At 61.4% G+C, this 17,504-nt stretch carries 17 protein-coding genes; 4 read left to right on the top strand and 13 right to left on the bottom strand.

Annotation, left to right across the window (positions count from 1 at the left end):
• Positions 1–212 precede the first annotated feature (212 nt).
• Positions 213–854, top strand: a complete 642-nt coding sequence (locus P9250_RS02600; RefSeq protein ID WP_250494908.1) for a DUF429 domain-containing protein — start codon at positions 213–215, stop codon at positions 852–854.
• On the opposite strand, the gene P9250_RS02595 is transcribed toward P9250_RS02600, so the two are convergent.
• Positions 851–2,002: a Gfo/Idh/MocA family protein gene (locus P9250_RS02595; protein ID WP_250469863.1), complete on the bottom strand. Its 1,152-nt coding sequence runs from the start codon at positions 2,000–2,002 to the stop codon at positions 851–853. The two genes, P9250_RS02600 and P9250_RS02595, sit on opposite strands and share 4 nt — an antisense overlap.
• A gap of 20 nt (positions 2,003–2,022) precedes the next feature.
• Entirely contained in the window at positions 2,023–3,201 is a 1,179-nt protein-coding gene (locus tag P9250_RS02590; protein WP_310390930.1) for a phytanoyl-CoA dioxygenase family protein, read from the bottom strand.
• 99 nt (positions 3,202–3,300) lie between these two features.
• On the opposite strand from P9250_RS02590, the gene P9250_RS02585 reads away from it, so the two are divergent.
• Positions 3,301–4,368 (top strand): LacI family DNA-binding transcriptional regulator, encoded by a 1,068-nt coding sequence (locus P9250_RS02585; protein ID WP_310390928.1) that lies wholly within the window; start codon positions 3,301–3,303, stop codon positions 4,366–4,368.
• Here the strand turns inward: P9250_RS02585 and P9250_RS02580 are convergent.
• Positions 4,358–5,230, bottom strand: a complete 873-nt coding sequence (locus tag P9250_RS02580) for a cytochrome c oxidase assembly protein (protein ID WP_310390926.1) — start codon at positions 5,228–5,230, stop codon at positions 4,358–4,360. The genes P9250_RS02585 and P9250_RS02580 overlap by 11 nt on opposite strands.
• 293 nt (positions 5,231–5,523) lie before the next feature.
• Between P9250_RS02580 and P9250_RS02575 the strand changes: the two genes are divergently transcribed.
• Complete coding sequence (locus P9250_RS02575; RefSeq protein ID WP_310390924.1) at positions 5,524–7,494, top strand: PAS domain-containing protein; 1,971 nt, start codon at positions 5,524–5,526, stop codon at positions 7,492–7,494.
• Positions 7,495–7,519: 25 nt separating this feature from the next.
• Here P9250_RS02575 and P9250_RS02570 read toward each other — a convergent pair whose 3' ends face one another.
• On the bottom strand, positions 7,520–7,645 hold the full coding sequence (locus P9250_RS02570; RefSeq protein ID WP_255784982.1) for a hypothetical protein: 126 nt from the start codon (positions 7,643–7,645) through the stop codon (positions 7,520–7,522).
• An 89-nt stretch (positions 7,646–7,734) separates the two neighbouring features.
• Positions 7,735–8,709: a ferritin-like domain-containing protein gene (locus tag P9250_RS02565; protein ID WP_244831796.1), complete on the bottom strand. Its 975-nt coding sequence runs from the start codon at positions 8,707–8,709 to the stop codon at positions 7,735–7,737.
• A 442-nt stretch (positions 8,710–9,151) separates the two neighbouring features.
• Here P9250_RS02565 and P9250_RS02560 point away from each other — a divergent pair, with 442 nt between their 5' ends.
• The gene (locus P9250_RS02560) at positions 9,152–9,973 is read left to right on the top strand and encodes an alpha/beta hydrolase (protein WP_310390921.1); all 822 of its coding nucleotides are present in this window, start codon (positions 9,152–9,154) and stop codon (positions 9,971–9,973) included.
• 14 nt (positions 9,974–9,987) lie between these two features.
• Here P9250_RS02560 and P9250_RS02555 read toward each other — a convergent pair whose 3' ends face one another.
• The 8 genes from P9250_RS02555 to P9250_RS02520 form a co-directional block, all read right to left on the bottom strand.
• Complete coding sequence (locus tag P9250_RS02555) at positions 9,988–11,463, bottom strand: PepSY domain-containing protein (RefSeq protein WP_250469858.1); 1,476 nt, start codon at positions 11,461–11,463, stop codon at positions 9,988–9,990.
• 109 nt (positions 11,464–11,572) lie between these two features.
• Positions 11,573–11,974, bottom strand: coding sequence for a DUF2946 domain-containing protein (locus tag P9250_RS02550; RefSeq protein WP_250469857.1), 402 nt, complete (start codon positions 11,972–11,974; stop codon positions 11,573–11,575).
• 10 nt (positions 11,975–11,984) lie between these two features.
• The gene (locus tag P9250_RS02545; protein ID WP_310390918.1) at positions 11,985–14,081 is read right to left on the bottom strand and encodes a TonB-dependent receptor domain-containing protein; all 2,097 of its coding nucleotides are present in this window, start codon (positions 14,079–14,081) and stop codon (positions 11,985–11,987) included.
• A 204-nt stretch (positions 14,082–14,285) separates the two neighbouring features.
• Complete coding sequence (locus tag P9250_RS02540; RefSeq protein ID WP_310390916.1) at positions 14,286–14,669, bottom strand: DUF2946 domain-containing protein; 384 nt, start codon at positions 14,667–14,669, stop codon at positions 14,286–14,288.
• A 128-nt stretch (positions 14,670–14,797) separates the two neighbouring features.
• Positions 14,798–15,016, bottom strand: a complete 219-nt coding sequence (locus tag P9250_RS02535; protein ID WP_310390913.1) for a hypothetical protein — start codon at positions 15,014–15,016, stop codon at positions 14,798–14,800.
• Positions 15,017–15,240: 224 nt separating this feature from the next.
• Positions 15,241–15,444, bottom strand: a complete 204-nt coding sequence (locus P9250_RS02530) for a cold-shock protein (RefSeq protein ID WP_244831789.1) — start codon at positions 15,442–15,444, stop codon at positions 15,241–15,243.
• Between the two features lie 237 nt (positions 15,445–15,681).
• A complete protein-coding gene (locus tag P9250_RS02525; protein ID WP_244831788.1) occupies positions 15,682–16,893 on the bottom strand; it encodes a DUF2252 domain-containing protein in 1,212 nt (403 codons plus the stop codon).
• A gap of 131 nt (positions 16,894–17,024) precedes the next feature.
• Complete coding sequence (locus P9250_RS02520; RefSeq protein WP_250469853.1) at positions 17,025–17,312, bottom strand: DUF6723 family protein; 288 nt, start codon at positions 17,310–17,312, stop codon at positions 17,025–17,027.
• Positions 17,313–17,504: the final 192 nt, after the last annotated feature.

The raw sequence follows: 17,504 nt of genomic DNA, 5'->3' as shown, positions 1-17,504 counted from the left end.
CTCGGAATAGGCGAAAACTTCGCATTTCAATGCGGCTTTCGCTCTTTGTCTGACATCCCGAGCCGGTCTCTCAGGTCGGCTCTTGAGCTTCGCCTTTATTTCGCGGCGAGGCTTATTCGTAATCCGTAGCAATCGTCATACCGCGCAAACAGGCACCAGCAGGTCGCATTTGCGCACGCGGCAGTACTTCCTGATAAGAGTAGAGGAACAAGTTGAGCGTTGTCGATCAAAAATTCGTGGCCGGTATCGATGTCGGCGGGACGAAGAAGGGGTTTCATCTGGTCATCGTGAGGGGCCGCGGCATCGAATGCGTTTTGACCAGCACGCATCCGCTCGAATTACACGAGCAGTGCCTGCGCTTCGGCGTCGCTGTCGTCGCCATCGATGCCCCTTGTCGTTGGGGAGCGGAAGGCGTTGGGCGCACGGCCGAGCGGCAACTGGCGCGCGAACGCATCTCCTGTTTTTCGACGCCAACGCTCCAACGCGCAGAATCGAATCCGAGCGGGTTCTTCGACTGGATGATCAACGGCGCGCGTGTGTACGATGCATTCGCGAACACTCATCCCATTCTCGAAACGAATCGATACTCGGGCAAGGCAGTCGCCATCGAGACGTTTCCGCACGCGACGACATGTGCGCTCCTTGGGCGCGAAGTCGCGTCGGCGAAGCTGAAGCGCGTGCAGCGCCGACGCCTTCTCGAAGACCTGGGCTTTGAAACGACGCGGCTGAAATCGATCGACTTCGTGGATGCAGCGCTCTGCGCGGTCACGGCGCAGCGCTTTGTCGAAGGCAACACGCGCGCCTTCGGCGACGAGGCCGGAGGCTTTATCGTCGTGCCGGATAAGACGCTCTAGATGGCCACATCCGTCCAGCGTCCGGCGTTCGCGCTTTGCACCGCCGCCGCGACGAAAGCGAGGCCCTTCACGCCGTCGATGACACCCGGGTAGAGCGTCGCTTCGCCGGAGACATCGCGCCCGGCCAATCGGTTGGCGACGCGCTTCGCGAACTCGGTGTACAGATTCGCAAACGCCTCGAAGTAACCTTCGGGATGCCCTATCGCAATGCGTGTCGATTGCTGCGCGCCTTGGCTCGTGGCGGGCCCGAGTCTGCGCGTGATGATCTGTTCGAAGCCATCCTTGCGCCGATGGATCAACCGGTTCGGCTCTTCCTGATGCCATTCCAGGCCGCCCGCGTCGCCATGAATTCGAAAGCTCAGGCCATGCTCGGAACCCGCGGCCGCATTGGTCACGTATAACGAGCCACGCGCGCCGTTGCCGTAGTGCGTCAACGCGCCGACATAGTCGTCCACCTGGCGGCCGGGAATGGCCGAGCCGAGGTCCGCGCAGATTTGCGTGACGTCGAGTCCCGTGACGAAGCCGCCAAGATGAAACGCGTGCGTGCCGATATCCATGAGGACGAGCGACTCGCCACCGCGTTTGCCCTCGGTGCGCCATCCCGAGGGCAAGTCGTGGTCCGCGAAATAGCCCTGGATGTATTGCAGATGCACTTGCCGGATCTCGCCCAGTTCGCCCGCCGCGACCATGTCGCGCGCTTGTCGCACCATCGGGTAACCGGTATAGCAGTAGGTCACGCAGAATTCGGCGTGTGTCTCGGCGACTTTGCGCGCAATGTCCCGCGCGGCGGCGAGCCCGTGCGCGAGCGGCTTGTCGCAGATGATATGGAACCCGCGATCCAGCGCCTGCATGCAGATGTCGTAGTGCGAGTCGTTGGGCGTCATGACGGCGACCACGTCCATCCGGTCGGGACGTTGAGCTTCGGCTTGCAGCATCTCCTGCCACGAGCCATACGCGCGTTCTGCAACGATGCCAAGCGCGATGCCCGCCTCGCGCGAGCGTACGGCGTCCGAAGTCAGCGCGCACGCGACGATCTCGTATTGACCATCGAGCCGCGCCGCGATCCTATGCGTCTCGCCGATTATCGAGCCCGGTCCGCCGCCTACGAGTCCAAGACGGATGCGCCGTCCGATGATGTCGATCGTCATTGTCGAGTCCCGTTGGAAGGTCAAGCGGTGCGCCCGAGCGACGCGTAGTGGGTGAGCGCGTCATCGAACCGTTGCGCGGACCAGGCTTCTTCGATTGCCTGGTTGAACAGATCCTGCTGTGTGGCTGGCGCAAGACCGTTGAGCGGCGGATTGATGTCGAGGTTCGTCGGGAACGCGTAGCCTTCCGCGCAGGAAGCGATGATCGTCCGCGTTTCCGTATTCGTGATGCGTCCTTCGGCACGCATCTCGCGCAGCACGGAATAAAGCGCGGCGCACATGCGGTTGCGGTCGAGCGACTCCATCGCACGTCCATACGCCGACGACACCTGTAGCAGATTCGCCATGCGCTGAACGTCCGTGGTCCGGTTCGAGCCGGCCGCATGAAATAGCGCGGGGCTGAAGAAGATTGCATCGCCCTTTTTCAGCGGCAACTGCACGAAGTTCGCTTCGAAGTAGTCGCGGAAGTCTTGCCGCCGCCACGCGACGTAGCCTTCGGCATAGCGCTGCGAACAGGGCAGCAGCTTGGTGGGACCGCTTTCAACCGGCATGTCGCCATGCGCGACCGCGCCTTGCAAAGTGAGAAACGGCGACATTGCGTGAACGTGCGCGGGAACGAGCTGCGCCTCGTCGACCGTGAGGAAACCGAGGTGGAAGTCGCGATGCGCTTGCTGCGCCGCACCGCCCGGCCGCACGACATTCACTTGCGATGTCATCTGATAACCCGGCCCCAGCCACGCTTCCGATGCAGCCGCGATGACGGGGTTGGCGAAGTATCGGGCGAAGACGGCTGGCGCTTTCAGGCAGAGCTTTTCCTGCGCGTTCCAGATGCGGTCGTTCGCTCCGGCCTTGGCGAAGTGGTCCGCCTTGCCGCCGCCCGCAGCGCGTTCCTCGCGAATGATTGCTTCGAAGACTTCGGTAGCTTCGTCGATGGGCGCGGTATCCGCATACGCTTCCCGAAGCACGAAAACACCCGCGCCCTTCGACAGCACGTGCGCCCATTCCGCGAGCAAGGACTGGCGACGCGCGGCATCGCCGAGCACGTTCTCGAGTTCGGGGCACGCATAAACAGGGATGCGCTCGCGCACTTCGGCGCAGTACTCGAGCGCTTCAATGTCATCCGCGGCTTCGACCTGCGCCACGAAGTCGCTCACCGAACAATCCTCTTCCCGATACCAGCCCGACCGCTGCGCCGACGTCATGGTGTCTCCTCCACTCTGGCGACAAGCTTAGTCTTATCGACGCGGGCTGCGTTATCATCGAAACATCAAAAACACATCAAAACGCCGGGACGCGAAGCCATGTCTCACCCGTTTCTGATCAAGGAAATCGCGCTTCAGGCGGGTGTCGGCACCGCCACCGTGGACCGCGCGCTGAACGGGCGGGCGCACGTGCGCGAACATACGCGGCGGCGTATCGAACAGGCGATCAGGGAACTGGAACAGCAGCAATTCCAGCTGGCGACGACGGGCCGCAAGATCGTCGTCGATGTCGTCGTGGAAGCGCCGCGCCGATTCGCCGACGAGATTCGCGAGGCGCTGGAGGCCGAAGTGCCGGGCCTGCATCCGGCCGTGTTCCGTATGCGCTATCTCATGCGCGAAAGCATGGTCGCGTCCGAGGTGGTTCAGGCGCTGCGCGACATCGCGCGCCGGGGCAGTCACGGCGTCTTTCTGAAAGCGCGCGATGTGCCGGAGATTTCGAGCGCGATTGCCGAGCTTCAATCGTGTGGCATTCCGGTGGTGACGGTTTTCACCGACATCCCGTCGTCCGGCCGAATCACCTACGCGGGCCTCGATAACCGCGCGGCAGGCGCCACGGCGGCGTATCTCATCGGACAGTGGCTGGGTCGGCGGCCGGGCAATGTGCTCGTCACGTTGAGCCACGAACGTTTTCGCGGCGAAGAGGAACGCGAACTGAGCTTCCGGCGGGCACTACGCGCGCGCAACCCGCGGCTCGCCTTGATCGATGCCAGCGGTGGCCACGGTCTCGACGCGGCGACGGAAGAACGCGTGAGGCAGGCTGTCGGCGGTGGCCAAAAAATCGCGGCGGTTTATTCGATCGGCGGCGGCAATGTCGCGATACTCCGAGCGCTCGAAGCATTGGGGCTTCGGCCGAAGTGTTTCGTCGCGCACGATCTGGACCGGGAGAACACGCATCTGCTGCGCGAGGGCGCGATCTCCGCTGTGCTGCACCACGATCTTCGTCAAGACATGCGTTCGGCCTGTCAGCACGTGATGCAGTTTCACAAGCTGCTTCCTGCTTCGGGCGTGGCGCTGTCGTCGTCGGTCGTGGTGGTCACGCCCGAAAACATCCCGGCCTTCGTGGCGTCGCGCTTTTCTGCAAACACGGGCACGCGGCCTAGCGTGTGACCGGGTGAACGCGGTCCTGTCGTGCCGACCTTCTCCTCGATACCTGACGCGCCTTTTCGCGCGGCGAGTTCGACAGACGCATCATCAGGCGCAGCGCCATCATCGCGCCGACGGTTTCCAGCACGGCGGCTGGCACCCACATGATGAGTCCGCCGAGGCTCTGATCGAGCGCGGGCGGAACGGACGTGAACGCGCGACCGCAAACTTCGAACACTGGGTAGAGATCGCGCGAGCTGAAGGTGATCAACGCACCCGCCAGAATTTGCGGCGTCATGGTGATGACGGGCGACAACACGCGCAAGCCAGGCCGCGTGCGGCTCGGCGGGCTCGGGCGATGATCGAGGATCATCCACCAGTACATGAGTCCGCTGATCGCGACGGACCAGTTCATGAAGCGATAAATGCGCCAGTCGAGCATCGATACGAATTGGATTGAAGGCAGCAGCCACACGAGCACCGACACGATGAACGCCATGCCGATGACCGTCGGATTCAGCAGTACCGCTCCGAGCAGACGCGCACCGCGACTGCGTTGCCAGTTCCGTAGCAGGGGCCGCCAGGCGAACGGCAGGCCCGCACGCAGCGCGGCGCCCGGATACGAAGCCATGAGAACGAGCGGCGCCAGATGATGCAGCACGAGATGCTGCAACCGATGCACGAAGAACTGATGCTCGGCGTAGTAGTCCACTTTCGTGTGCAGCGCGACGTAGAAGAGGACGAGTCCGGTCCAGAACGCGATGCGCCGCGCCACGCTCATGCGCGCCTTTCGCGCGCCGCGCGCAAACAGCCCGGCCACGACGATAAGCACGGCAACCAGCGCGTACGACGGCTCCCACGGTTCGAGCAAACTGATGAGCGACATAAGAAGACAGGCGAGAGTGCGAGTGTGCAATGGCGTGCATGGTATCAACCGCGCCTTGAATTCTGCTGACCGCCGCCGCATATTCGACGCGAACGCGCCGTATGACATCGATTGCATGCGACGGTAAGTCGCGCCACGCGCCGGCCGAATCCCGCGCAAAAACCCATATCCGCTTAAACTCGTCGGTTGCCGCGACGCACGCCTTCACGTTGCCGACAAAACGGTATTATCGTCGGCGGATCGCTTGCATTCGGCACGCAGAGTTTCTTTTGAAAGCCTTTAGCCTTTAGTCGATGACAGACGAATCTTCCTCGCATCAGGACGTTGCGGCGCTTCAGGCCGAAATCGAGTCCTTGCGTGCGCAACTGAATTCACGCGACGACGCGCACGAACAAGTGCTGTGGCAACTCAGTCGCGATCTATTGGCCGTCGCCGACGAACAAGGCTCGCTCGCGAACGTCAATCCCGCGTGGACGCGCAATCTCGGCTGGTCGCTCGACGAAATCATCGGCCAGAATCTCGGCGAGTTCGTGCATGAGGAAGATCGCGAGGAAACGCTGGATGCACTGCAAAATCTCGATCGCGACGGTTCCACCGCTGAATTCAAAAGTCGCATGCGCACGGCTTCGGGCAGTTATCGTCTGCTGGACGGTCGAGTGGATCGCATGCGCGGACGCATTTTCATCGTGGCGCGCGACATCACGGAACTGCGCGAGCGCGAGATCGCACTGAACGATTCTCGAGACTTCGCGCGGCTTGCGCTGTCCGCGGTCAGCGGCGTGGGCGCGTGGACGTATGAGGTCGCAAGCGACTGCTTCTTCTGCGATGCAGCCGTGTCGGAGCTCTACGGCATCGACGCCAAGGAAGCCGCGCGCGGCATCAGGCGCGAGGGATTCCTCGCGAATGTCCATCCGGACGACCGCGCCGCGTTGCAGTCCACGATGTCGGGCGGCCTCGTGCGCAGCGGCGATCTCGAACTCGAGTACCGCATTCGTCATCCCGACGGTTCTACCCGTTGGGTCTTGTCGCGCGGCAATACGCATTTCAACGACGCAGGCGTGCCGGTGCGGCGCACGGGCGTCGGCATCGACATGACTTCGCAGCGGGACCTCGAACAGCAGCTGCGCCAGAGTCAGAAAATGGAAGCGGTCGGGCATCTGACCGGCGGCATCGCGCACGACTTCAACAACATGCTGCAAGGCGTGATCGGACCGCTCGAACTCATCCGGCATCTCGTCACGAAGGGCAATACCGCTGGCCTCGATCGCTTCATCGAGATGGCGATCTCTTCGGCCAAGCGCGCGGCGGGGCTCACGCATCGTCTACTGGCGTTTTCGCGCAGGCAGCCGCTCGCGCCGAAGTCGGTGGATATTCGCGAGCTCGTCGTATCGCTAGAAGACCTGATTCAGCAGATGGCGAAGGAGACCATCGCGCTTTCCGTCGTCGCGGATGCCGAGCCGTGCTTCGTGCTCTGCGATACGAACCAGCTCGAAAGCGCCTTGCTCAATCTCGCGATCAACGCGTGCGACGCCATGCCCGACGGCGGGTCGTTGTCCATCGAGACATCGCGCAAGACGATCAGCGAGAAAGAGGCACGCATGCACAAGGATGCGCGCCCTGGACAGTACGTTTGCATCGCGGTCAAGGACACCGGCTCCGGCATGCCGCAATACGTCGTCAATCAGGCGTTCGAGCCGTTTTTTACGACCAAGCCGCTCGGGCAGGGCACGGGCCTCGGACTGTCGATGGTCTATGGCTTCGTCGGCCAGTCCGGCGGCTTCGTGACCATCGATAGCAGCGTCGGCGTCGGCACCGTGGTGCGACTGTTTCTTCCTGAAGAGATGGAACAGGCGGACGCTGCACCGGACGCGTCGGTCCACCGCAAGGAGATCGGCACGGGCGCGGGCGAAACCATCCTCATCGTCGATGACGACGAAACCGTTCGCCAGGTGCTCCAGGATTTATTCGAGCGCCTGGGCTACAGGACAATGACCGCGCACGACGGTCCCTCGGGGCTCGCTGTCTTGCAGAGCAAGACGCCGGTCGACTTGCTGATTACGGACGTGGGCCTGCCTGGCCTAAACGGCAGACAGATGGCCGATGCCGCCCGTATGCATCATCCCGCGTTGCCGGTGTTGTTCATCACGGGCTATGCGCAAGCGGCGACCGCGAACAACTCGCTGGATACAGGCATGCAGATGCTCACCAAGCCGTTTTCGACGGAGGCGCTGCTTGATCGCGTACGCGCCATGCTCGGCGCCTGAACTTGCGAGAAGGCGCGCGAATCTGCTAAAAGCCGCCTCGCAACAAGTGCAGCGACGCCATGCATTGCAACAGCGCACCGCCAGCGAGAAAACACACGACGACGCTGAGCCGCACGCGCATTCTCCAGTCTTCGACCGATGTGTCACCCATGATTCGGCGCTCCTTTGAGCGGTAAAAGCAATTCCGCGCGACTCCCATTCAAGCGAGCCGCGCGATGAACCTACCCGTGATGCGAAGACTTACACGAAGGCACTGCTCATATTCAGACTGCCGTTGACGCCTGCCGGGAAAAAGCCGCCTTTGTTCACTGCCGCCTTGCTCAGATAAACGATGTTGAGCACATCGTCATACGAGCGGCTGAACGCGATGCCGTTGCTATCGAGCGGGACGATGTTCGAGATTTGCGACGACGCGCCCGCAATACCCTGATCGACATCGCTGGATGAATCGAGCGAATCGCGCGCATCGGAAATGGCTTGCGTCGCGGTCACGAGGCTCGGTGTCTGAATTCCCTTCGTATAGAGCACCGTGCGAACGAGACCCGCGTGATAGGCCTCGGCCGCGAGAATGCCCGCTGCCGCTTCCAGATAGGTCTTGTTCGTGATGAGCGGCGACGCGCCCTTATAAGCGGTCACGCCCACGTCCTCGAATATATAGGCGCCGAGGAGGAAGTTGTTGTCGTTCAGATAAGGGTTGAACGCCGTGCCAGCCGGAGCCAGGCCCGCCGCTTGGGCCGCGAGCGAGAAGGCCCCGTTCGGATCGACACCGCCGACATCGAGCGCGGGCATCGCCACGGCGGATGCGCCTAACGCCGTGCGAAGGAACGCCACGTGCTCCAGTTCATCCTTGGCAATCTCGCGTGCATAAGCGGCGACGACGGGATCGGAGAACTGGACTTGTTGTCCGGCCACGACCTTGCCTGGCGTGCCCACGCCGCTCATGAGATTGGCGGGGAGTCCTGCGCCGGTCGTTGCGTAGGCATAGAACGTTGCTTCGAGATATTCGAGATTCAATGCGAAGTTGAGAATCTCGGCATCGGTTGGGCCGGTCGCGGCATTGGCGTTATCGCCCGAGCCGCCTCCGCAGGCGCCGAGAATCGTGCCGCCGACGAGCCCTAGTCCCAGGCCGCCAGCACTCCGAAAGAACTGGCGCCGCTTTTCACGTCGTTCCACTCGACGGTCGAGCACCGATGTCACCGCAATATCTTCGAGCATGTCAGTCTCCTTTATCTCAGGTAGATGGGCGTACATGTTTTCCGCATGGACGAAGGGGCATGCGCCGCGCTTCTCCAACGGACTGTTTCGATGGTGAGCAGACTCGACCGATATGTCTGGCAGCCACGTCGACGGATACGTTGAAGATCGTGCGAAGAGATTCGCGCTGTAACACATGCTTGCATCTATTCGGTGGTTGACGAGTTCTTTACTCGATGCGGGACGAGCATCGGGAAACATGACGGTGCTCGAATAAAGATGTTTTTGCATCCGCAAGACACGCACTTGCGTATAGCGTAAGTGGCGTCAATCGCTCTCTTCAACTTCTTCATCCGACATGCCGTATCTACAGTCTCGCCGCTTATCGCTCAAGCTCGTTTCCTGCTTTGCCGTGTTGTCGGCGCTGACCGCATGCAGTCCCGTCAGGCTCCTGAATGCACTCGTGCCAAGCAATGATTTCGATGTACAACGCGCCGTTCCTTATGCAGAAGGTGACAGGCACGAAGCCGATATCTATGTGCCGCGCGCATCCACGGATAACCCACGCGGCCGGCCGATGGTCGTGTTCTTCTATGGCGGAAGCTGGCAATCGGGAAGCCGTCGTGACTACCTCTTCGTGGGCGAGGCGCTGGCGTCGCGCGGCATCGTCACGGTCATTCCCGATTACCGCTTATATCCGTCCACCCTTTTTCCAGGTTTCGTCGAGGACGCGGCTGCTGCTGTCGCGTGGGCGAAGGCGCATGCGAAAGACTACGGCGCAGACCCTGAGCGCATCTTCTTGATGGGACACTCGGCGGGCGCGCATATCGTCATGCTGCTCGTCACGGACAAGCACTATCTGTCCGCCGATGGCGTGGAGACGAGTTCGCTTGCTGGCGCGATAGGGTTGTCCGGTCCGTATGACTTCCTGCCCTTGAAGGACGATGCGCTCAGGAGCATCTTTCCCGCGAGTCTCAGAGCGGCGAGCCAGCCGATCAATCATGTAAGCGGCCACGAGCCGCCGCTCTTTCTGGGCGTCGGTTTGTCGGATGTAACGGTCGATCCCGGCAACACGTTCCGGTTCGCGGCGCGTGCCAACGAAGCAGGCGACAGCGTCGAGGTGAAGCAGTACGCGGGCATCAATCACGCGATGATCGTCGGGAACGTGGGGCGACCGGTGCGCGCGCTGTCGCCGCTCATCAAGGTTGCACCAGTGCTCGACGACGTCACCGCGTTCATCGATCAGACGTCACTCAACGCAAGCCGTGCAGCGTCGGCGAAGTGACGCGCGTCATGTCCTTATGATGCGATGCGGCGAAACGCGCGATCGAACATCAGCCGGTCCATCAGCCAGACGGCGAGCATGGTGAGTCCCATCAACGGGAATACGATGCCAAGCAGCGCGAGTCCGGTCTTCCATGCGCGCATGGGCGGCGCCAGTCGCTCACGCGCCGGTGCGCCGAGCGTGCGTTGCGGACGACGCTTCCACCACATGACGAAGCCGGTGACGGCCATTGCCGCGAGGCCGAGCGAAATCGACGCGCACGCAAGTTGATTCCAAAAGCCGAAGTATCGGCCCATGTGCAGCGACGTGCCGTACGAAACCGCCTGCGCAACTGCGCCATAGTCCCGATAGCGGATGTCCTTGAGCACCGCGCCGCTGTATTGATCCACGTAGAGGGTGCGTTCGAGTTTCGGATCGGCGGGGAACCAGGAGACGGTGTAGACGCCCGTTGCTGTCGATGGCACCACGATGTCATAGCCGCTTCCCACGCCAAGCGATGCCGCGATATCCATCACGCGCTGCAACGGCAGGCGTGCGCCTTCCGCTGCGTGCGACTCGGGAACAGCGGCGTTCGTGACGGCCCACGGTGTTTGCGTCAAGGGTAGATCGCTCATCACCATGCCGGGCATGGAATCGCCGTTGCCGGCGTCGTGACGATGTTCGCCGGCATTGTTCGAAGCGGTCGCGACGCTGGCCTTGCCCGGCACGGATGATTGCAGGGGCAAGCCGCCCCAAGCGCCCGCCGGCGTACCGATATTCGCGCTCGTCGCAAGCGCATTGAAGTTTTTGCCCCACGAGCCCGACCACGGCAAACCCGTGACCACGAAGAACAGCGCGCCGAGCGCAAGCCAAATGCCCATCACCGCATGCACGTTCTTCCACAAGGGCCGGCCTTTAAGCGAGAGCCGCGGCAGCAGCGCATCGCGCGCGGTGGTCTTCGTGCGTGGCCACCATAACGCAACCCCGGTGCCGATCATCACGAGCGTCCAGCATGCGGCGAGTTCCATCAACAGCTCGCCAGCCTTGCCGAGTAACAGTTTGCGATGCACCATGCGATCGAGCTGGATGAACCGGCTCTCGACGCTTAGCGTGCCGAGCACCGCGCCGGTGTACGGATTGAGGTAGACACTTTCCTTTTCGCCGCTCGGCAGCTTGAAGACGAATTCGGCGCTGCGAGAAGGATCGTCGAGAACATGCACTGTCGATATGACCGCGCCATGCGGCACTGCCGCGCGTGCATCGTGCATCAGTTGATCGGGAGGCAAACGTGGCGTGGTTCGCGGTGCAACCACCATTTGTTGTCTGTATAACAACGGCTCGATTTGCGGCTGAAAACAATAGATCGTTCCCGTGATGGCGAGGACGATCAGAAAGGGCATCACGAAGAGCCCCGCGTAAAAGTGCCAGCGCCATAGCGTTCGATAACTGCCTTGGGATGCGCTGGCCGCCTGGGCCGCACTCGAGGCGGCGCTGCTGGTCTTCGCGTGCATTGTGTTTCTCCATGCCACTTTCGGTGGCGTACCGTGGGATCGGGACATCACGATGCGATGCGCGCGCATGCCTGCGCGGCGTTCGGCATCGATCAAGCGGATATCGGCTTCAGGAGAAAGCGGGCGGGGCGCGCGCATGGCGCGAGGTGCGCGGCTCGATGCGTAACGTGCTGATAAAACGCGTGGCGACGAGTTGCGCGATGGCGCGAGCGGTGACCGCAAAGCTCACCGGCAAGCCCGGAATGAAGGGCACATGCGCAAGCAGGCCGCAATAACCGCATGCTTGTCCATCCGGCATCGTGGTGTGCGAGTGAGACGCGTGGTCCGCGTCGTCGCTCATCGATTGCGTTCGTTCCATCGGGCAGTCCGCGTCCATCGTCATGGCCGGCATGCGCGCGGCGACGACGAGTTGCGAAACCGTAGGCGCGAGCGTTGCCATGAGGATCGCAAGCAATCCCAGCAAGCTGCACCATGTCCGAAAGAAACGGCTCTGCATGTCGCGGTGGGTCAATGAAGATGCCTTAGAAAGCGTAGCGCATGCCCGCGAAAATGCTACGTCCTTCGCCCGGATAGAAGATTGCGTTCGAGGTCGTGCGAGCATCGGCGACCGTGCTGATGTCGCTCACGTAACGCTTGTTCGTCAAGTTGCGCGCATCGACGAAAACCGAGAGACCATTGCGAAAATCCATTCCCGCCTGCACGCCGAGGAGCGTGTAACCGGGCACGCGCAAGGTGTTGGCGTCATCCGCCCATGCGCCCGCCGGAACCCAGTCCACCGATGCCGATATATGAAACCCGTTGGGCCGCGAATAGCCAAGCGCCGCGCGGATCACGTTCACCGGCACGCCTGCGATGCGGTTGGAGCCGTATTGCGGATCGTCCTTGAAACGGAAATCGCTCAGATTCCAGAGCCCGGACAACGTAATCTTGTCGCCCGCGCCGGCATGCGTGATGTCGCGCAGCACATCCACCGATACGCCCGCCTCGATGCCTTGCAGCACGGTCTTGTTGGCGTTGAACGTGGAGGCGGGAATGTCGGGATCGGTCGTGTATTGAAGCAGCTGATCGCGCACGAGCGAGCGATATGCGGTCAGGTCCCAACTCACGCGATCGCGCGTGCCGCGCGTGCCGATCTCGAGCGTCCATGCATGTTGCGATGCCAGCGGCGTGAAGCGCGTGGTGTTCGAGAAGGTCTGCGTGAGGTCGGTGAAGTCCGGAACATCCTGGCTGCGCGTGACATCCACGAATGCCTGAATGTCCTTGTTCGGTTGCCACAGCAGGCCGAGCTTCGGATTCACGCCGCTGAAATTTTCGCTCGCCGACTTGTAGTTCGGATCGGCGGCGAGACCGCCATGATCGACATATTTGCGCACGTCGCGCAGCGCCTTGAAGCCGGCCATCACGGCGAAGGTCGGCAGAAAGAAGAGCCGGTCTTCGACATACGCTTCGTAGTTATAGGCGCTTTGCGTCGAGTCGAGCGTTTGCGTGCCGCGCTCCCCCGACACGTTCACGTACTGCCGCGCCTGGGTGTTGCCGCCGAAGAAGCGCGCGCCCGCGATCACATCGTTGCGCATGCCGCCCACGTCGATGGTCGCCGTATAACGCGGCGCGAAGCCGTAGGTCCAGCCATCCTGATCGATCACCTGGAAGATCGGGTGATAAAGGCTCTTGTGAATGGCCCACGTGACGAAATCGAGCTGTCCGACATCGAGCTTGACCGTCGTGCGATTGGCAATGCGCTCGGTGCGCGTGTCGCGCGCCTGATCGCCGGCAAGCGCGCTCGCGGAAGCCTTCGTGGGATTGTTCAGGGCATCGCTTAGCGACAGCGTGCCGGGCAGTTGCTGATCGATGATGTACGCGCCGAGATAGAAGCGCGTTTCGACATCGGGCGAAAATTTATAACCGATATTCGCGTTGAACTGCTCGTACTGGCCGCGATCGTGATCGCGATAACCGTCCGCATGATTCACCGAGAAAGTGCCGATGAAGTCCAGCGGCCCGACCACGCGCGAGAACTGCGCGCTGCCCCGGATGGTGCCGTAACTGCCGCCTTCCAGCCGCACGATGTTGGGCGCATCCGCCGTGTAGGCGGTGGGCGTGAGGAAATCGATGGCGCCGCCGAGCGTCGACGAGCCATACGCAAGACCGTTGCCGCCTTTATAGACCTCGGCGGATTGCAGCGCGAGCGGGTCGATCTGGTAGTAGTCGCCGCTGCCATCGGCGAGATTGGTGGGAATGCCGTCCTGGAGAATTTCGAGGCCGCGCGTGTGATAGCCGCGTGCGATGCCCGAGCCGCGAATCGACAAGCGCAACTCTTGTCCGTAGCGCGTCTGCACGAACACGCCGGGCACGTTCTTGAGCACGTCGCGCAACGTGAACGCGTAGGTGTCGCGGTAATCGGCGCTATCCACGAAGCCCACGGAGCCGACGGTCTGATCGAGCGTCTGCTTTTGCTTGATGACAGTTTGCGATGTCAGCGAGTTCCCGGACTGGCCCTGGACGATGACTGCGGGAAGTGTGGCGGTCGCGTCGTCTTGCGGCGTCTGCGCAATGGCGCGCGTTGCGAAGAGCGCCGTCATGCCTGTCATCAGCGCGCCCTTTCTGGCAAGTCGTCTCATGATTGCGTCTCCCGTGCAGAAGACGCGGAAGACGTCCCGGCGGGGTCGTGCGTATGACGCGTGGACGGCAAAGCGCCGCCACGTTCGAATGTGGTGAACATGGTTCATCTCCGAATTCGATTGATCGGGACTCGCACGAACAGACGAACGTGCGAGACCGCGCAACGCCTCACGGCAGTGCGGCATTGCGTTGGCAAAACGAAGTCAGATCAGAACGGGAGGCGCGCGCGGTTGCGCGGTGGTGAACGGCTGTGCGGGACGCTCGATCTCGGTCCGTGCGACCGCGATAGCGCGTGCTGCGGGAACATCGAGCGCGAAGCTCGCGCTTGCGCCCGGTACGACGGGTGTATGCGCGAAGAAGTGACAATAGCCACACGCTTTGCCGTCGAATTGCGAGAGCGCGTCGGGCGAGTGATGACCGGAAGCAGCATCGCCCGATGCAGCATGTGCCGAACACAATTCGGCGAGCGGGATGCCGTCATGCGTATTGGCTGCGATCAGCTGCGAGACCATCGGCGCGAACGTAATCAGCAGCATTGCAAGCAATGCCAGCAGAGAACCCGTTCGTTGATGAGTGCGGCGGCGCATGGAGGCCCAGGCGGGGAGGCAGATGAAAGTCAGCCGATTATGCCATCCGGCTAACTGTCTTTACACGCCGCTAGCGTGAAAAATTCCCGCTATAGGAAATGCTGCGTGGATCCATGTCGCAGGCTGGATCAGCCGCGCGCGTCGATCCAGTCGCGTGCCCAGATGCGTGAGTAATTCACGGCGTCGGCTTCTTTCGAAAAATAGCCGAGCGAATAAAAACGATACTGCGTGTCGATGGGATCTTCGTCGGAACGCTCGAGGAGGAGATTCGCGGAGAAGCTTTGATCGCGCAAACGATGCGCGGACGGATATACCGCATAACCGCGGTAGTTTCGAGAATGTGCCATTTTAATTTTAATGAAGAGGCCTTCCGGCAATAAACACGGAAAGTCAGCGGACTAATGCCGCAAAAACGAAAACTTAAGGATGTCAGGCGAATTAGCCTGTTTGATGAACTGCGCGGGAGAAAATCTGGACTGCGAGATTTGGACTGCGAGGCTCAACTAAAACCCAACTGATATAAAAAAGGACCCGGTTTCCCGGGTCCTCACGCTACGAAGCTACTTGGAGCTTACAGCGGCGTGATGTTCGAAGCTTGCATGCCCTTCGGGCCGCGCTTCGTTTCGAAGCTTACCTTCTGTGCTTCGACCAGGGTCTTGAAGCCTTCCGAACGGATTTCGGAAAAATGGGCGAAGAGGTCGTCGCCGCCGTTATCCGGGCTGATAAAGCCGAAGCCCTTGGTGTCGTTAAACCACTTGACGGTACCGGTATCCATGATATTCCTTGGAAAAAATTTGGATGAAAATTGCTTTGAAACAGCGAAGCTGCAAGGAGGGAATGGACAACGAATACCGCGGAAAACGCACTATTGATGAGCAGCAATCAACTTCTTGAACTTCAGAACGGATTATCACAATTCCACATATTTTAGTCAAGTATATATTTGTCACCGTGAATAAAAGGCGGACCGGAGGTCCAAAAACCCGGCTCCGAACCCGCCCGTAACCCATGCTCAGGCTGCCGCAAGCGCGTAGCGCCGGCAATGTTCGAGATAGCCGGTTTCGTGACTGCCCACGAGTTCGACGATGCTGCTCCAAAGCCACAACGGCGCGTCGATCGATTTGGTCTTCGTGCGCCGTAGCTCCGAGAGCCAGCTGCGGCGGGTGTTCTTGTCCATTTGGCGCGCGTGCGCCTGACCGACGACGAGCGCGAGATAACGCGCGACTTCCATCGCCTCCGTTTGTCCGATCTGCTCGATCTCCAGCTTCAAATCCTGCGGCAACAATTCGCGCAGGATTACCGGCCGTCCCTGCAGACTCGCGGCGCGCATGCGTTCGCCGAGATGAGGCGAGAGATGGCGCGCGCCTTCCACGACGCGTTCGGCGTGATCGCGCGGCATCGACGTGCCGGGATAGCGCGGCGCGGCGGCCTTGACGCCTTCCTTGATGTCCATGATGCACAGATCGTCGCCTTCGATCACGCCGCCGTCGACATCCAGCAGCACGGCGTAGCGCAGACGTCCGAGCGAGCTACAACCCTTGACCCAGTAGGCGGCGTCGAGCACCGTGACTTCGCCGGTATCCGGGCGTCCGCGCAGACTCGTCGCGAGTTGCGTCACGCTGGCCTTTTCGAAGAGCGATACGATTTCGGCGCGCTCTTTCTTGCTGATCGGCCAGAAACGGTTGCCGAATGGAATGGTGGGCTGCACGTCGTCGAGCCGCTCGCGGGCAAGATGCTTCCACGAACGGCGTACCGCTTCGCGCATCACCACGCGAACAACTTCGGGCCTGCGCACGGAATTGGCGTCGCTATCCTTGTCGAAGGCTTCGGCGTAACCCGCGAACAGCGCTTCGATCATGTTGATGGTCGTAACGCCGGGCAGCGCCGATCCGCGCGCGGCCGTCGCGAGCGACAAGCCAAGCCGGATCAAATCGTGCGCGGGATTGCCGATAACCGTCTGGTCCAGATCGCGTATCTGGATTTCGATCTTCCCTTTCGCGTCCGCGATCGGGCCAAGATTCCCGGTATGACAATCGCCGCAAATCCAGATGGCCGGGCCGTGCGGCAAACTGCGAATCTCGGCTTCTTCGAGCCAGTCGTAAAACTTGATCGTGTTACCGCGCACATAGGCGTGCGTCGAGCGCGCCATCTTGGCGTTGCGCTTGAGCTTCAGGATGTCCTGACGGCTTTCGGAATCAGGCACCTTGGTTTTAGGTTTGAGCATGTGGAGCAAGTAGTCGTGGGCAGAACGGGCGCATCGAGCGCGATTCGACGTTAGCTGCCGATCATCCGGCGCGCCATGTCGTTTTCGAAGCGATGCAATCGCACACCGTGTGCCTGAGCGGCAGACGCGGATTACATCTCCGGAATGCGGATATCCGCCTGGACGATTTCGCTGCCGCGCGCCGATGCGGCGTTGACGGCTTCGTCCTTCTTGCTATATGGACCAATGGTTTCGGCGCCATCGAACGGAAAGAGCAGACGGCCGTCGGTCTTTCTGACGACTTTGAGCGTGCCGAAAAACCCGGAGGTGGGCGAGCCGCGGTAAGACGCATAAATTTCGAAGTCGCCGGCGCTGACGCCGGGCGCGGGAACGGTATAGCGGGAGGGGGAAAGCACGAGCTTCGGTCTTCGTCCAGTCATGATCTTCATCGGTAGCGTACGAGGGCTCGCCGGGAAGCAGCCGGACACCGGGGCAACGGTTTGAGCATCGCGCCGCTCGGGTTTGTCGATCTTCCCGACGAGCGGTGCGAGTACTGACTACCCAGCACTAACCGTTCCAGTCATCGGCCGCCTTGCCGTGCGGGTTTCGACAGGATGAAAAGAAAGCGGTAT

Source organism: Caballeronia sp. LP006 (assembly GCF_031450995.1).
In the GTDB taxonomy this organism is placed as follows: Bacteria; Pseudomonadota; Gammaproteobacteria; order Burkholderiales; family Burkholderiaceae; genus Caballeronia.
Note: the sequence above shows the minus strand (reverse complement) of the source record. Positions and strands in the feature narration are given on the sequence as shown.

Bases quoted from the DNA above. Each gene is read 5' to 3' on its own strand.
- P9250_RS02595 (WP_250469863.1), bottom strand. From the start codon at position 2,002: ATGACGATCGACATCATCGGACGGCGCATCCGTCTTGGACTCGTAGGC.
- P9250_RS02590 (WP_310390930.1), bottom strand. From the start codon at position 3,201: ATGACGTCGGCGCAGCGGTCGGGCTGGTATCGGGAAGAGGATTGTTCG.
- P9250_RS02585 (WP_310390928.1), top strand. From the start codon at position 3,301: ATGTCTCACCCGTTTCTGATCAAGGAAATCGCGCTTCAGGCGGGTGTC.
- P9250_RS02580 (WP_310390926.1), bottom strand. From the start codon at position 5,230: ATGTCGCTCATCAGTTTGCTCGAACCGTGGGAGCCGTCGTACGCGCTG.
- P9250_RS02575 (WP_310390924.1), top strand. From the start codon at position 5,524: ATGACAGACGAATCTTCCTCGCATCAGGACGTTGCGGCGCTTCAGGCC.
- P9250_RS02570 (WP_255784982.1), bottom strand. From the start codon at position 7,645: ATGGGTGACACATCGGTCGAAGACTGGAGAATGCGCGTGCGGCTCAGC.
- P9250_RS02565 (WP_244831796.1), bottom strand. From the start codon at position 8,709: ATGCTCGAAGATATTGCGGTGACATCGGTGCTCGACCGTCGAGTGGAA.
- P9250_RS02555 (WP_250469858.1), bottom strand. From the start codon at position 11,463: ATGCACGCGAAGACCAGCAGCGCCGCCTCGAGTGCGGCCCAGGCGGCC.
- P9250_RS02545 (WP_310390918.1), bottom strand. From the start codon at position 14,081: ATGAGACGACTTGCCAGAAAGGGCGCGCTGATGACAGGCATGACGGCG.
- P9250_RS02540 (WP_310390916.1), bottom strand. From the start codon at position 14,669: ATGCGCCGCCGCACTCATCAACGAACGGGTTCTCTGCTGGCATTGCTT.
- P9250_RS02535 (WP_310390913.1), bottom strand. From the start codon at position 15,016: ATGGCACATTCTCGAAACTACCGCGGTTATGCGGTATATCCGTCCGCG.
- P9250_RS02530 (WP_244831789.1), bottom strand. From the start codon at position 15,444: ATGGATACCGGTACCGTCAAGTGGTTTAACGACACCAAGGGCTTCGGC.
- P9250_RS02525 (WP_244831788.1), bottom strand. From the start codon at position 16,893: ATGCTCAAACCTAAAACCAAGGTGCCTGATTCCGAAAGCCGTCAGGAC.
- P9250_RS02520 (WP_250469853.1), bottom strand. From the start codon at position 17,312: ATGACTGGACGAAGACCGAAGCTCGTGCTTTCCCCCTCCCGCTATACC.